Annotated in this window: 16 protein-coding genes and 1 tRNA gene; 9 read left to right on the top strand and 8 right to left on the bottom strand. The window is 66.2% G+C overall.

The window, feature by feature from the left end; all coding sequences use genetic code 11:
* Positions 1-123: 123 nt before the first annotated feature.
* Genes ureG through GR316_RS03275 form a run of 3 tightly spaced genes read right to left on the bottom strand, consistent with a single transcriptional unit; the run spans position 124 to position 1,797 of the window.
* A complete protein-coding gene (ureG, locus tag GR316_RS03285; RefSeq protein ID WP_211784628.1) occupies positions 124-741 on the bottom strand; it encodes an urease accessory protein UreG in 618 nt (205 codons plus the stop codon).
* Positions 738-1,358, bottom strand: a complete 621-nt coding sequence (locus tag GR316_RS03280) for an urease accessory protein UreF (RefSeq protein WP_211784627.1) — start codon at positions 1,356-1,358, stop codon at positions 738-740. Before GR316_RS03280 ends, ureG begins: the two co-directional genes overlap by 4 nt.
* Positions 1,348-1,797 carry an urease accessory protein UreE gene (locus GR316_RS03275; RefSeq protein WP_211784626.1) on the bottom strand — a complete coding sequence of 150 codons (450 nt, stop codon included), beginning with the start codon at positions 1,795-1,797 and terminating at the stop codon, positions 1,348-1,350. Before GR316_RS03275 ends, GR316_RS03280 begins: the two co-directional genes overlap by 11 nt.
* Before the next feature lie 110 nt (positions 1,798-1,907).
* Between GR316_RS03275 and GR316_RS03270 the strand changes: the two genes are divergently transcribed.
* The 6 genes from GR316_RS03270 to GR316_RS03245 all read left to right on the top strand — a co-directional run bounded on the left by GR316_RS03270 (position 1,908) and on the right by GR316_RS03245 (position 7,461).
* On the top strand, positions 1,908-3,092 hold the full coding sequence (locus GR316_RS03270) for an ABC transporter substrate-binding protein (RefSeq protein WP_211784625.1): 1,185 nt from the start codon (positions 1,908-1,910) through the stop codon (positions 3,090-3,092).
* A gap of 68 nt (positions 3,093-3,160) precedes the next feature.
* Positions 3,161-3,940, top strand: coding sequence for an ABC transporter ATP-binding protein (locus GR316_RS03265; RefSeq protein ID WP_211784624.1), 780 nt, complete (start codon positions 3,161-3,163; stop codon positions 3,938-3,940).
* Complete coding sequence (locus GR316_RS03260) at positions 3,933-4,643, top strand: ABC transporter ATP-binding protein (RefSeq protein ID WP_211784623.1); 711 nt, start codon at positions 3,933-3,935, stop codon at positions 4,641-4,643. Before GR316_RS03265 ends, GR316_RS03260 begins: the two co-directional genes overlap by 8 nt.
* A gap of 1 nt (position 4,644) precedes the next feature.
* Positions 4,645-5,655 (top strand): branched-chain amino acid ABC transporter permease, encoded by a 1,011-nt coding sequence (locus tag GR316_RS03255; protein ID WP_211784622.1) that lies wholly within the window; start codon positions 4,645-4,647, stop codon positions 5,653-5,655.
* A complete protein-coding gene (locus GR316_RS03250) occupies positions 5,652-6,938 on the top strand; it encodes a branched-chain amino acid ABC transporter permease (protein ID WP_211784621.1) in 1,287 nt (428 codons plus the stop codon). Before GR316_RS03255 ends, GR316_RS03250 begins: the two co-directional genes overlap by 4 nt.
* 118 nt (positions 6,939-7,056) lie before the next feature.
* Complete coding sequence (locus tag GR316_RS03245) at positions 7,057-7,461, top strand: pore-forming ESAT-6 family protein (protein ID WP_249218805.1); 405 nt, start codon at positions 7,057-7,059, stop codon at positions 7,459-7,461.
* A gap of 33 nt (positions 7,462-7,494) precedes the next feature.
* Here GR316_RS03245 and GR316_RS03240 read toward each other — a convergent pair whose 3' ends face one another.
* Both GR316_RS03240 and GR316_RS03235 read right to left on the bottom strand, forming a co-directional pair.
* Positions 7,495-7,635: a hypothetical protein gene (locus GR316_RS03240; protein ID WP_211784620.1), complete on the bottom strand. Its 141-nt coding sequence runs from the start codon at positions 7,633-7,635 to the stop codon at positions 7,495-7,497.
* Positions 7,636-7,707: 72 nt separating this feature from the next.
* A tRNA-Leu gene (locus tag GR316_RS03235) sits at positions 7,708-7,791 on the bottom strand.
* Positions 7,792-7,931: 140 nt separating this feature from the next.
* Here GR316_RS03235 and GR316_RS03230 point away from each other — a divergent pair.
* Positions 7,932-8,417, top strand: coding sequence for a disulfide bond formation protein B (locus GR316_RS03230; protein ID WP_249218804.1), 486 nt, complete (start codon positions 7,932-7,934; stop codon positions 8,415-8,417).
* Here the strand turns inward: GR316_RS03230 and GR316_RS03225 are convergent.
* Entirely contained in the window at positions 8,391-9,521 is a 1,131-nt protein-coding gene (locus tag GR316_RS03225) for a deoxyguanosinetriphosphate triphosphohydrolase (RefSeq protein ID WP_211784619.1), read from the bottom strand. The two genes, GR316_RS03230 and GR316_RS03225, sit on opposite strands and share 27 nt — an antisense overlap.
* A 76-nt stretch (positions 9,522-9,597) precedes the next feature.
* On the opposite strand from GR316_RS03225, the gene erpA reads away from it, so the two are divergent.
* A complete protein-coding gene (gene erpA, locus GR316_RS03220; protein WP_211784618.1) occupies positions 9,598-9,930 on the top strand; it encodes an iron-sulfur cluster insertion protein ErpA in 333 nt (110 codons plus the stop codon).
* Between the two features lie 36 nt (positions 9,931-9,966).
* A complete protein-coding gene (xth, locus tag GR316_RS03215) occupies positions 9,967-10,746 on the top strand; it encodes an exodeoxyribonuclease III (RefSeq protein ID WP_211784617.1) in 780 nt (259 codons plus the stop codon).
* On the opposite strand, the gene GR316_RS03210 is transcribed toward xth, so the two are convergent.
* The gene (locus GR316_RS03210) at positions 10,713-11,813 is read right to left on the bottom strand and encodes an FAD-dependent monooxygenase (protein WP_211784616.1); all 1,101 of its coding nucleotides are present in this window, start codon (positions 11,811-11,813) and stop codon (positions 10,713-10,715) included. The two genes, xth and GR316_RS03210, sit on opposite strands and share 34 nt — an antisense overlap.
* 39 nt (positions 11,814-11,852) lie before the next feature.
* The gene (dksA, locus tag GR316_RS03205; RefSeq protein WP_211784615.1) at positions 11,853-12,275 is read right to left on the bottom strand and encodes an RNA polymerase-binding protein DksA; all 423 of its coding nucleotides are present in this window, start codon (positions 12,273-12,275) and stop codon (positions 11,853-11,855) included.
* Positions 12,276-12,432: the final 157 nt, after the last annotated feature.

Below are 12,432 nucleotides of genomic sequence, written 5' to 3'. Positions count from 1 at the left end.
ACGTGACGCATGGCACGTCTGGTCATCCACGAAATCCTGTCGAAAGCCGCTTCCGCGATGCACCGTATATAGGCGGTTCCGAAAATCGATCAACGCATTCGCGACTAAACTGTGAACAAATTATCAAAGCCCCAGACGGAGCCCCCCTTCGCGGCAGAGGAAGGCGATCACCTCGTCCACGCCCTCGGCCTGACGCAGCCGGGCCATGACGTAGGGGCGCTCTTGGCGGGCCGTACGGGTGTCGGCCTCAAGCTGCACAAGGTCCACACCGACATGGGGCGCAAGGTCGGTCTTGTTCACGACCAAGAGGTCCGAACGCGTCACCCCCGGCCCCCGCTTGCGCGGAATGTCCTGCCCGGCGGCGGTGTCGATCACGTAAATCGTCAAATCCGCGAGCTCTGGTGAAAAGGTGGCCGCGAGGTTGTCGCCGCCGGATTCGATCAGCACCAGATCGAGATCTGGAAACGCCCCGCGCAGATCGGCGATGGCCGCGAGGTTGATCGAGGCATCTTCGCGAATCGCGGTATGGGGGCAGCCCCCCGTCTCCACCCCCCGGATGCGTTCGGAGGGAAGCACCTGCGCCCGCATCAGGTAATCGGCATCCTCGCGGGTGTAGATGTCGTTGGTGACGACCGCCATGGAGCAGCGGCTGGCCAACGCCGCGCACAGCTTTTCGGTCAGGGTCGTCTTGCCTACGCCGACAGGTCCGCCGATGCCGACGCGCAAAGGTCCGCTGTTCATGTCTTGAAGATCCTCACTTCCAATGTTTCATGCCGCATCGCGGCCAGATCGCCGGCGATGCTGGCCGAGGCGATGGCACCAAGCGGCGCCGTTTCGGCCCGGGCGGCCAGATCGGCGATGATGGGGTGCAGCGCCTGAAGCAGCGCCTGCCCCTGCGTCTGACCCAAGGGTACGAAGCGCGTGGCGCAGGCGGCAAGGTTCGCCGCAAAGGCATGCAGATAGAGCGCGACCACCTCGCGCAGCGGCACATCGAGCCCGCGCGCCGCGATCCCGACCGCCAGCGGCAGCGGCTGCGGCCCCACATCCCGCCCGAGCGCCGACACGGTGGCCGCAAAGGCCGCGCCCTGCTCTTCGGTTTCGCGCATACGCTCGGCCGAGGGGGCAAGCGCGCGGGCAAGGTCGCGCAGATCCGCGCCGCCATGGGCATGGACCAGCATCACCGCATCGGACCATCCCGCCCCAAAGCGCAGCACATCGCCGATCCACGCCCCGGCCGAGGCCGCGTCATGCACCGCGCCGTCGGTGATCGCCTGCTCCATCCCGTGGGAATAGGCATAGCTGCCGGTTGGAAAGGCGGGCGACAGCCATTGCACGAGGCGCAGAAGATCAGTGGGCATGGCCCATCGTCCGGCCATGGCCGTAAGCCCCGCCTTCGGGCGTGAAGCGTTCCATTGTCGGGCGGACCGCCGCGCCGAGGCCGGTCAGCATCCCCTCCAACACATGATCGCGGCGGATCAGAAGGCGGTCCGCCTCGATCTGGCAGGGGGTGTGCCGGTTGCCGATATGCCACGCAAGGCGCGGCAGATCGCCCGTCACCACCAGAACCGGCTCCAACGCGGCCGCGACGGCGATCACGGTGCCGTCTTCGGTCACCAGCGCATCGCCGTGATCGAGGCTGGCGGTTTCGGGCAGATCCACCAGCACACCCCGCCCCGACGCACAGACGAGCCGCCGCCGCCGCAGGAATCGCGCCTCGTAATCCAGCACGATCCGGTCCGAAGGCTGCACGCCTTCCCCCTTGCGCAGCAGCGTCCGGGCGGGTGGGTAGTCGATCATCGGCATTCTCCTTCGCGGCAACTTTATCGGCCGCCACCCCAGACGCAAGCCGAGGCTTTTCAAACGCCTTTCATGCCCCTACGCTTCCGTGATCAATTGGGGAGTTCTGAATGAAACGGATCATGCTTGCCACCGCCGCCACGGCGCTTCTGGCCGGTACGGCACAGGCGGAGGATGTGAAGGTCGGGGTGATCTTCGGCTTCACGGGGCCGCTGGAATCCATCACGCCCGCCATGGCGGACGGGGCCGAACTGGCCATGAAGGAAGTGAGCGAATCCGGCGCCTTCCTCGACGGCTCCACCGTGACGCCGGTGCGCGCCGATTCGACTTGCGTGGACGCGACTGCCGCCACCGCCGCCGCCGAACGTCTGGTCACGGCAGAGGGCGTGAAGGGGATCGTGGGGGCCGACTGCTCGGGCGTGTCCTCAGCGGTGCTGCAGAACGTCTCGCGGCCGAACGGGATCGTGCAGATCTCGCCCTCCTCGACCTCGCCCGGGCTGAGCCAGGTGGAAGATGACGGCCTGTTCTTCCGCACCGCACCGTCCGATGCCCGTCAGGGCGAAGTGATGGCCGACATCATCAGCGAACGGGGCATTACCTCGGCCGCCGTTACCTACACCAACAACGATTACGGCCTCGGTCTGGCCAACAGCTTTGCCGAGGCGTTCAAGGCCAAGGGCGGCGAGGTGACGATCCAAGCCGCGCATGACGACGGCAAGGCCGACTATTCGGCCGAGATCGGGGCGCTGTCCTCGGCGGGCGGCGAGATCCTCGTCGTGGCGGGCTATGTCGATCAGGGCGGCCGCGGGATCGTGCAGGGTGCGCTCGACAGTGGGGCCTTCGACACCTTCTATTTCCCCGACGGGATGTACGGCCAGACGCTGCTCGATGCGTTCGGCGATGACATCGAAGGCTCGTTCGGCGATCTGCCCTCGGCGGATGGGGACAATGCCAACACGTTCCAGACCCTCGCCAAGGATGCGGGCTTCGACGGCACCTCGCCCTATACCGGCGAAAGCTATGACGCGGCGGCGCTGATGCTGCTGGCGATGCAGGCAGCCGGCTCGTCCGACCCGGCGGAGTACAAGGATCACCTCTTCGACGTGGCGAACGCGCCCGGCGAGAAGATCCTTCCCGGCGAGCTGGCCAAGGGGCTGCAACTCCTCTCCGAAGGGCAGGACATCGACTATGTCGGCGCGACGGGCGTGGAATTCGTGGAACCGGGCGAAAGCCGCGGCACCTTCCGCGAATACGACATCAAGGATGGCGCATTCGAGACTGTCGGTTTCCGCTGATATCGTATAACAGCATGACGCGGCCCGGCAGCCAAGTGCCGGGCCGCTTGCATTGACACGGATTGGACATGCTGACGGTCGAGAACCTGCACAGGCATTTTGGCGCGTTCCGTGCCGTCAACGGCGCATCGCTGACGGTGGAGCGTGGGTCGATCACTGGGCTGATCGGCCCGAACGGGGCGGGCAAATCCACCCTGTTCAACGTGATCGCCGGGCGGCTTCCCCCCACATCGGGGCGCGTCACGATGGACGGGCAGGACATCACGGGCCTGCCCCCGCACGCGCTGTTCCATCGCGGCCTGCTGCGCACCTTCCAGATCGCGCATGAATTCGGCTCCATGACCGTGCGGGAGAACCTGATGATGGTTCCCGCCCAGCAAGCGGGCGAAAGCCTGCTGAACACATGGTTCCGCCGTGGCCGCATCCGCGCCGAGGAGAAGGCCCTGCGCCGCAAGGCCGATGAGGTGCTGGAATTCCTGACCATCAGCCACATCGCCGATGAAAAGGCCGCCAATATCTCCGGCGGGCAGAAGAAGCTGGTCGAACTGGGCCGCACCATGATGGTGGATGCCAAGATCGTCTTTCTCGACGAAGTGGGCGCGGGCGTGAACCGCACGCTGCTGAACACGATCGGGGATGCGATCATGCGGCTCAACCGCGAGCGCGGCTATACCTTCTGCGTGATCGAACATGACATGGATTTCATCGGCCGCCTCTGCGATCCGGTGATCGTCATGGCGCAGGGCGAGGTTCTGGCCCAAGGCCGCCCCGACGCCATCATGCAGGACGAGGCGGTGATCGAGGCCTATCTCGGCACCGGTCTGAAGAACAAGGTGGCGCATGTCTGAACCCTTCCTGATCGGAGAGGCGATGGTCGGCGGCTATGGCGCGGCGAACATCCTGAACGGCTGCACCATCGCGGTCGAAAAGGGCGAGATCGCGGTCATCGTCGGCCCGAACGGCGCGGGCAAATCCACGGCGATGAAGGCCGTGTTCGGAATGCTGCGCCTGCGCGGCGGCCATGTGCGGCTGGACGGGCAGGACATCTCCGCCCTGTCGCCGCAGGATCGCGTGGCGCGCGGGATGGCCTTCGTGCCCCAGACGCACAACATCTTCGCCTCCATGAGCGTGGAGGAGAACCTCGAGATGGGCGCCTTCCTGCGCCGGGACGACATCCGTCCGACGCTGGAGATGGTCTATCACCTGTTCCCGATCCTGCGCGACAAGCGGCACCAGCCGGCGGGCGAGCTTTCGGGCGGTCAGCGTCAGCAGGTCGCCGTGGGCCGGGCGCTGATGACCCAGCCGAAGGTGCTGATGCTGGACGAGCCGACGGCGGGCGTCTCGCCCATCGTCATGGACGAGCTGTTCGACCGCATCATCGAGATCGCGCGCACCGGCATCTCCATCCTGATGGTGGAACAGAACGCCCGGCAGGCGCTGATGATCGCGGATCGCGGCTACGTCCTCGTGCAGGGCGCAAACCGTTTCACCGGCACGGGGGCCGAGCTGATGGCCGATCCCGACGTGCGCCGGACCTTCCTCGGGGGCTGACATGGACCTTCTGAACGCGCTTGTCGCCTTTGCCAATTTCGTCTTCGTTCCCGCCATGTCCTATGGGGCGCAGCTTGCGCTCGGGGCGCTCGGGGTGACGCTGATCTATTCCATCCTGCGCTTTTCGAACTTCGCGCATGGGGATACGATGGCTTTCGGGACCATGTGCACCATCCTCGTGACATGGGGCCTGCAACATCTGGGGATCAGCCTCGGCCCCCTGCCCGTGGCGCTTCTGGCGCTGCCGGCCGGGATCGCGCTGACGGGGGTGTTCCTGCTGGCGACGGACAAGGTCGTCTATCGCTTCTATCGCCGCACGCGGGCCGCGCCGGTGGTGCTGACCATGGTGTCGCTGGGCGTGATGTTCGTGATGAACGGCCTCGTGCGGTTCATCATCGGCACCGACAGCATCGATTTCGCCGATGGCGCGCGCTTCGTCGTCAGCGCCCGCGATTTCCGCACCGCGACCGGCCTCGACGAGGGGCTGGCCATCCGCACCACGCAGGCGATCACCATCGCCGTCGCGGCGGTGGCGATGGTGCTGCTCTTCTGGTTCCTGAACCGCACCCGCACCGGCAAATCCATGCGGGCCTTTTCGGACAACGAGGATCTGGCCCTACTGTCCGGCATCAACCCCGAACGCGTGGTGGCGGTGACATGGCTGATCGTGGCCGCCCTCGCGACGACGGCGGGCACGCTCTATGGCCTCGATAAGAGCTTCATGCCCTTCACCTACTTCCAGCTTCTGCTGCCGATCTTTGCCGCTGCGGTCGTCGGCGGCCTCGGCAGTCCGGTCGGGGCGGTGGCGGGCGGCTTCGTCATCGCCTTCTCGGAGGTTGGCGTGACCTATGCGTGGAAGAAGATCGCGGGCTATGTCCTGCCCGAGTCGATGCAGTTCTCCGGCCTCGGGCAACTTCTGTCGACCGATTACAAATTCGCCGTCAGCTTCGCGATCCTCGTTCTTGTGCTTCTGTTCCGGCCCACGGGGCTGTTCCGGGGGAAATCGGTATGACTCGGTCCGTTCTTTTGTTTGCCGGCATGGCGGCGCTGTTCGTCCTGACGGGGCTGACGCAAAGCTGGTCGCTGGCGCTGACGGTGCTGAACATGGGCGTCATCTCGGCGATCATGGCGCTCGGCGTGAACATGCAATGGGGCTATGCCGGGCTCTTCAACATCGGCGTCATGGGTTTTGTCGCGCTGGGCGGTCTTGGGGTGGTGCTGACCTCGACGGCGCCGGTCGCGGGGGCGATGGCGGCGGGGGGCTGGCGCATTCTGCTGGCGCTGGCGGTGGGTGTGCTCATCGTCCTCGGCGCGGTCGCGTTGTGGCGGCGCGGCGGGCGTCTGCGGGCGCCGGCGGTGATCCTCGTGCTGGTAGCGGGGTTCTTTGCGTTCCGCGCCCTCCTCGATCCCGGCGTCGCGGGCGTCGAGGCGATCAATCCCACCGTGCAGGGCAATATCGGCGGCCTCGGCCTGCCGGTGCTGCTGGCATGGCCCGTGGGCGGTCTTCTGGCCGCGCTGGCGGCATGGGGCATCGGCAAGACGGCGCTCGGCCTTCGGTCGGACTATCTGGCGATCGCGACGCTCGGCATCGCGGAGATCGTGCTGGCGGTGCTGCGCAACGAGGAATGGCTGGCGCGGGGCGTGAAGAACGTCATCGGCCTGCCCCGGCCCGTCCCCTACGAGGTGGACCTGCAGCAGAGCGCACGTTTCACCGGCTGGATGGCCGATCTGGGGATCGACCCCGCCACCGGGGCCTCGCTGGCCGTGAAGCTCGGCTATCTGGGGCTGTGCGGGTCGGTGCTGGCGCTGGTGATGCTGCTGGCGGAACTGGCGCTGCATTCGCCGTGGGGCCGCATGATGCGCGCCATCCGCGACAACGAGATCGCGGCCGGTGCCATGGGCAAGAACGTGAAGCATCAGCACCTGAAGATCTTCATCATCGGTTCGGCCGTGATCGGCATCGCAGGCGCGATGATGACGACGCTCGACGGTCAGCTGACCCCGGCAAGCTATCAGCCGCTGCGCTATACCTTCCTCGTTTGGGTGATGGTGATCGTCGGCGGGTCGGGCAACAACTGGGGCGCGATGCTGGGCGGTTTTCTGATCTGGTGGCTTTGGGTCATGGTGGAGCCGATCGGCGCCGGAGTGCTGTCGGCCATCACCGCGCCGATGAGCGACGGCTGGCTGAAGTCCCACCTGCATGACGGGGCAGCGCATATGCGCCTGCTGACGATGGGCGTGATCCTGCTGCTGGTGCTGCGTTTCAGCCCCCGCGGCCTGATCCCGGAACGGTAGGAAGCGGGATTCCGCTTTCCATTCCGCGAGATGCCGCCGACCGAAGGCCCCCCCCGCTTTACCGCACCGGCGTCTGTTCCTAGCCTTGAGGCGCGACACCCAGACACGGAGCACGCTCGTGAAAGCAACCATTCTCGCCGCCGCCCTTTCCCTTCCCGCGCTTGCGGGCGCCGCGATGGCGCAGGACGCGGCCACCCCGGCCGCACCGCAGATGACGATGGACGACGCCTATGCCGCCGCGCAGAATCAGCTGGGGGTACTCGAATACTGCCAGACCAAGGCCGATGTCGGCGATGAGGTGATCCAGACGCAGACGAAGCTGCTGGGCATGATCCCGACCCCCGATGACACGACCGAGGCCCTTGCCGCCTATGAGAAGGGCAAGGACGGCACCGTCGCCTCCATGGGCAACGAGGTGTCCCTTGCCGATGTCGCCTCAAGCCGGTCCACGGACGAAGGGGCGCTGTGCCAGCAGATGGCGCAACTCGTCACGCAGGCGGCCAGTCAGATCCCGCCCGGCTGATACGAAAACGCGCCGCCCCCTTGGGCGGCGCCGTCATTCCTGCCCGTCGTCCTGCGGCTTGAAGAACAGCGCGCGGATCAGCACGAAGGCGAGCCCGATCGCCGCGAAGCAGCAGATGATCCCGAGCCCCCAGAACGCAAAGAAATACAGATGGCCGACGCTGATCTGGGACATGAACGCTCCTGCAGGTGGGACGGCGGCGGCGATTGGAATCGGGGCCGCGCCGAGGTCCGGAACGGGAAGGCATGGTAGGGGCGGCCGGACTCGAACCGGCACTCATCGCTGAAAAGGATTTTGAATCCTCCGCGTCTACCATTCCGCCACGCCCCCAAAGGAACCTTCCCGACGGTCGATCCCCTTCCCATAGATCATGCAGCGGGGCCGGTCAATCGGCGGTGCAGCACACTCACGACGCTGTGGGTTCCGTCCGGCGCGCGGCACGCTATGGTGGCGGCGATGCGAAAGGGAAGATGATGGAAAGCAAGGCACTGGCCGTATTTGCGGCGGCGGGATCGGCGGCGCTGCTGCTCACGGCGCTCGGGTTTCAGTATATCGGCGGCCTTGCGCCCTGCCATCTGTGCATGTGGCAACGCTATCCGCATGTCTGGGCGGTGCTGATTGGGCTTGCGGTCACGATGCTTCCGCGTCGGTGGCTGATCGCGCTTGGTGCGCTTGGCCCGGCCATCAGCGCCGGGGTCGGCATCTTCCATACCGGGGTGGAGCGTGGCTGGTGGCCCGGCCCCTCCAGCTGCACCGGATCGTCCAGCGCGCTGTCCGGTCTTTCGGGAAGCGACCTTCTGGCGACCGATACCCCGGTGAACCTCGTGATGTGCGATCAGGTGGCGTGGTCGCTGGCCGGGCTGTCGATGGCGTCGTGGAACGCCATCGCCTCGCTGATCCTCGTGGCGATCTGGGTCGCGGCGTGGCGCTCAGCAGATCCGCGCAAACTCCTGTAGGGCGAAACGGTCCGTCATTCCGGCGACATAGTCGGCGACATGGCGGGCCAGCTGCTCATCGTCGCTGCCCTGCAGACCCGCGCGCCATTCGTCCGGCAGGCGCGACGGGTCCGTCATGAAGGTGCGGAACAGCGCGTCCACGGCCTCGGTCACGCGGGCGCGTTCGGCCATCACCGATGGCGCCCGGTACATCCGGGTGAAGAGAAAGCTGCGGATCGCCTTCAACTCCTGATACAGCGGCTTGGAGAAACGGATCACCGTCTGCTCCATCGCGCGGATATCGTTGGCCGATTGCGGATTGGCCGCCTCCAGCCGGATCTGGGCAACGTGGATCACATCCTCCACCATGCGGCCGAACACGCGGCGCAGGGCCTCATGGCGGCGGCGCATCGTCTCCAGCCCCGGATAGAGCTTGTCCACCGCCTCGAAGGCGGGGCCGGTGATCGGAAGCTCCATCAGATCGTTCTCATCGAACAGGCCCGAGCGGAGGCCGTCATGCAGATCGTGGTGCGAATAGGCGATGTCGTCGGCGATGGCCGCGACCTGCGCCTCGGCGCTGGCGAAGGTGTGCAGTTCCAGATCCCAAAGCGCATTCGCTTCGGCCAACGCATAGGGCAGATCGCCCGTCACGGGGCCGTTGTGCTTGGCGATCCCCTCCAGCGCTTCCCATGTCAGGTTCAAACCGTCGAACTCGGCGTAATGACGCTCCAGCCGGGTGACGATCCGCATGGCCTGCGCGTTGTGATCGAACCCGCCATAAGGCTCCATCAGGCGCTGAAGCGCATCCTCGCCGGTATGGCCGAAGGGGGTGTGGCCCAAATCGTGTGCAAGGGCGATCGCCTCGGCCAGATCGGTGTTCAGCCCCAGCACCCCCGAGATCGTCCGCGCGACCTGCGCCACCTCGATGGAATGGGTCAGACGGGTGCGGTAATAATCGCCCTCATGCTCCACGAAGACCTGCGTCTTGTGCTTCAGCCGCCGGAACGCCGAGGAGTGGATGATCCGGTCCCGATCCCGCTGAAAGGCCGACCGGAAGGAAGAGAGGTCTTCGCCATGCAGACGGCCACGCGATTCGGCCGGCAGGCAGGCATAGGGGGCAAACATGTTTCCGCCTGTTCTTGTTCGTCGTTTTCACCTATCCTATATGGGTTTCATAACGGATTTGACACGGATTTTTCCGATGGACCTGACCCTGCCCCCGCGTGTGACCGACCGCGCCTTCGCCCGGCTTGCCGAGATCGCGGAAGATACGGGCGCGCCCCGTGCCCTGCGCGTCGCGGTGGAAGGCGGCGGCTGTTCGGGATTCCAGTACGACATCAAGCTGGATGACCCTGCCGACGATGACCTCGTGATTGAGAAGGACGGCCAGAAGGTGCTGGTGGACAGCGTCTCGCTGCCGTTCCTGACCAATGCCGTGATCGACTTCACCGAGGAGTTGATCGGCGCGCGCTTCGTGATCGAAAACCCGAACGCCTCCAGCTCCTGCGGGTGCGGGATCAGCTTTTCGATCTGATTGCATCGGCGGACCGGGCGGCATAAGCGTGCAGGCATGAAGATCGCGACATTCAACATCAACGGCGTCAAGGCCCGGATCGAAGCCCTGCTTTCGTGGCTGGACGAGGCGCGGCCCGATGTCGTGCTGCTGCAAGAGATCAAATCCACGGACGAAACCTTTCCCCGCGAGTTGATCGAGGACAAAGGCTACCGCGTCGAAACGCATGGCCAGAAAGGTTTCAACGGCGTCGCCATCCTCTCGCGCTTGCCGCTGGAGGATGTCGTGCGCCGCCTGCCCGGCGACGAGGCGGATGAGCAGAGCCGCTGGATCGAGGCGACGGTGATCGGCGATCGCGCCGTGCGCGTCTGCGGGCTGTATCTGCCGAACGGCAATCCCGCCCCGGGGCCGAAATACGATTACAAGCTGGCATGGATGGCCCGGATGGAGCGGCGCGTCATCGAGCTGCTGGCCACCGAAGAGCCGCTGGTCTTTGCCGGTGATTACAACGTCATTCCGCAGGCCGAAGATGCCGCCAAGCCCGAGGCATGGACCGAGGATGCGCTGTTCCGCCCCGAAACACGCGCCGCCTTCCGCCGCCTCCTGAACCTCGGCCTGACCGAGGCGTTCCGGGCGCGCGTTCAGGGGCCGGGCCATTATTCCTTCTGGGATTATCAGGCGCAGGCGTGGCCGCGCAACAACGGCATCCGCATCGACCATCTGCTTCTGTCGCCGCAGGCGGCCGATCTGATGACCGATGTGCAGATCGACCGCGATGTGCGGGCGGGCGAAAAGCCGTCCGATCACGTTCCGGTCTGGATCGAACTCGCCGCCTGAACGGCGTCATAGCCGTAGATCCAGTCGAAACGCCGGATCGGCGCGGCCGGCGCAAGCCGCCCGCCGATCCGCAGCGCCAGATGCGCCGCCCGCGCCGCCCCTCCCGACAGGTGATAGGCGCGGGCGTTGCGCGCCGCCACCGCCACGATCCGGCGGCACCGCTCCTGCCGCAGCGCCTGATACCGCGCGCCGCGATCCCCAGACAGGAGGCAGCGCGACAGCACCCAAGCATCCTCCAGCGCCATATTCGCGCCCTGCGCCATGAAGGGGAGCGTCGGATGCGCTGCATCCCCCGCGAGGATCACCCCATCGCCATGCCAGCGCTCGGCCACTGGATGCAGAAACAGGCCCCAGAGCCACGGCTCTCGCACGCTTTCCAACCAGCCGCGCACCCGCGGGCCGAACATGGCGAAGGCGCGGTGCAGGGCGTCGCTCTGGTCGCGCTGCGTCCAGTCCTCGGCGGCCCAAGCGGTCCGTTCCTCCACGGCGACGATGTTGCGCAGACGCCCGCCACGCAGGGGATAGCTGACGAGATGGCGGCCCGGCCCCATATGTACCTCGGCCACCGGATCGGCGCCGGTTTCGGGGATCAGGGCGCGCCATGCGACATGGCCACTGAATCGCGCCGGCGCTGGCCCATTGAGCAGTGCGCGGCTTGCCGAATGCACCCCATCCGCCGCGATGGTCAGCGGCCCCTGAGGTGCGGCCCGCGTGTTGAATTCGATGGTGGCGCCCGCCTGCCGCGCCGCATCGGCCAGAATGCCGATCAGATCCGCGCGGTGGATCATGAACCAATCGCGCCCGCCCAGATCCATGCGGAGCACTCTGGCCCCGGCCCGATCCCGAAGCTCCACCGCCTGCGCGCGAAGAGCGGCGGCCCGAAGCTCTGCCTCAAGGCCGAGCGCCTGTAGAACCCGCGCCCCGTTCGGCGCGATCTGAAGCCCCGCGCCTACATCGGCCAGCGCCGGTGCCTGCTCCAGCACTCGGACGCGCCAGCCGTCCATCGCAAGGGCCCGCGCCGCCGCAAGCCCCGCAATGCCGGCCCCCAATATGGTAACATCCGTCATGCGGCGGCCCCCTTCGGGGCCGTCCGCGCCGTGCCGCGATCAGTCGTCGCGATGCACCTTTTCCCGGCGTTCATGCTTTTCCTGCGCTTCCAGCGTCATCGTCGCGATGGGGCGTGCGTCCAGACGGCGCAGCGAGATCGGCTCCCCCGTCACTTCGCAATAGCCGTATTCCCCGTTGTCGATCCGGCGCAGGGCCGCGTCGATCTTGGAGACGAGCTTGCGCTGGCGGTCGCGGGTGCGCAATTCCAGCGCACGGTCCGTCTCCTCGGAGGCGCGATCGGCGATGTCGGGCACGTTGCGGCCAGAATCCTGCAGCCCTTCGATGGTCTCGGCACTCTGTTCCAGAAGTTCCGCCTTCCAGTTCAGCAGCTTGCGGCGGAAGTATTCCAGCTGCCGATCATTCATGAAGGGTTCCGACTCGGCGGGACGGTAATCGTCTGTAAGAAAGATTTCTGCTCTCATGGCTGCCTTTCCGCAGGCCGGACCATCTGGGCGAAGGTTCGGTCCGGCACTCCCTTTCTGCGCGTCCGCATATCCTGTTGTATCCCGACTGTCACTATCGCACGGGGTCGGGGTGCGGGTTTCGTCCGCTCCGCACAAACTAGCCGCTGCATTGCAC

This window comes from Falsirhodobacter algicola, from assembly GCF_018279165.1.
GTDB classification, from domain to species: Bacteria; Pseudomonadota; Alphaproteobacteria; order Rhodobacterales; family Rhodobacteraceae; genus Falsirhodobacter; species Falsirhodobacter algicola.
Note: the sequence above shows the minus strand (reverse complement) of the source record. Positions and strands in the feature narration are given on the sequence as shown.

Bases quoted from the DNA above. Each gene is read 5' to 3' on its own strand.
- ureG (WP_211784628.1), bottom strand. From the start codon at position 741: ATGAACAGCGGACCTTTGCGCGTCGGCATCGGCGGACCTGTCGGCGTA.
- GR316_RS03280 (WP_211784627.1), bottom strand. From the start codon at position 1,358: ATGCCCACTGATCTTCTGCGCCTCGTGCAATGGCTGTCGCCCGCCTTT.
- GR316_RS03275 (WP_211784626.1), bottom strand. From the start codon at position 1,797: ATGATCGACTACCCACCCGCCCGGACGCTGCTGCGCAAGGGGGAAGGC.
- GR316_RS03270 (WP_211784625.1), top strand. From the start codon at position 1,908: ATGAAACGGATCATGCTTGCCACCGCCGCCACGGCGCTTCTGGCCGGT.
- GR316_RS03265 (WP_211784624.1), top strand. From the start codon at position 3,161: ATGCTGACGGTCGAGAACCTGCACAGGCATTTTGGCGCGTTCCGTGCC.
- GR316_RS03260 (WP_211784623.1), top strand. From the start codon at position 3,933: ATGTCTGAACCCTTCCTGATCGGAGAGGCGATGGTCGGCGGCTATGGC.
- GR316_RS03255 (WP_211784622.1), top strand. From the start codon at position 4,645: ATGGACCTTCTGAACGCGCTTGTCGCCTTTGCCAATTTCGTCTTCGTT.
- GR316_RS03250 (WP_211784621.1), top strand. From the start codon at position 5,652: ATGACTCGGTCCGTTCTTTTGTTTGCCGGCATGGCGGCGCTGTTCGTC.
- GR316_RS03240 (WP_211784620.1), bottom strand. From the start codon at position 7,635: ATGTCCCAGATCAGCGTCGGCCATCTGTATTTCTTTGCGTTCTGGGGG.
- GR316_RS03230 (WP_249218804.1), top strand. From the start codon at position 7,932: ATGATGGAAAGCAAGGCACTGGCCGTATTTGCGGCGGCGGGATCGGCG.
- GR316_RS03225 (WP_211784619.1), bottom strand. From the start codon at position 9,521: ATGTTTGCCCCCTATGCCTGCCTGCCGGCCGAATCGCGTGGCCGTCTG.
- erpA (WP_211784618.1), top strand. From the start codon at position 9,598: ATGGACCTGACCCTGCCCCCGCGTGTGACCGACCGCGCCTTCGCCCGG.
- xth (WP_211784617.1), top strand. From the start codon at position 9,967: ATGAAGATCGCGACATTCAACATCAACGGCGTCAAGGCCCGGATCGAA.
- GR316_RS03210 (WP_211784616.1), bottom strand. From the start codon at position 11,813: ATGACGGATGTTACCATATTGGGGGCCGGCATTGCGGGGCTTGCGGCG.
- dksA (WP_211784615.1), bottom strand. From the start codon at position 12,275: ATGAGAGCAGAAATCTTTCTTACAGACGATTACCGTCCCGCCGAGTCG.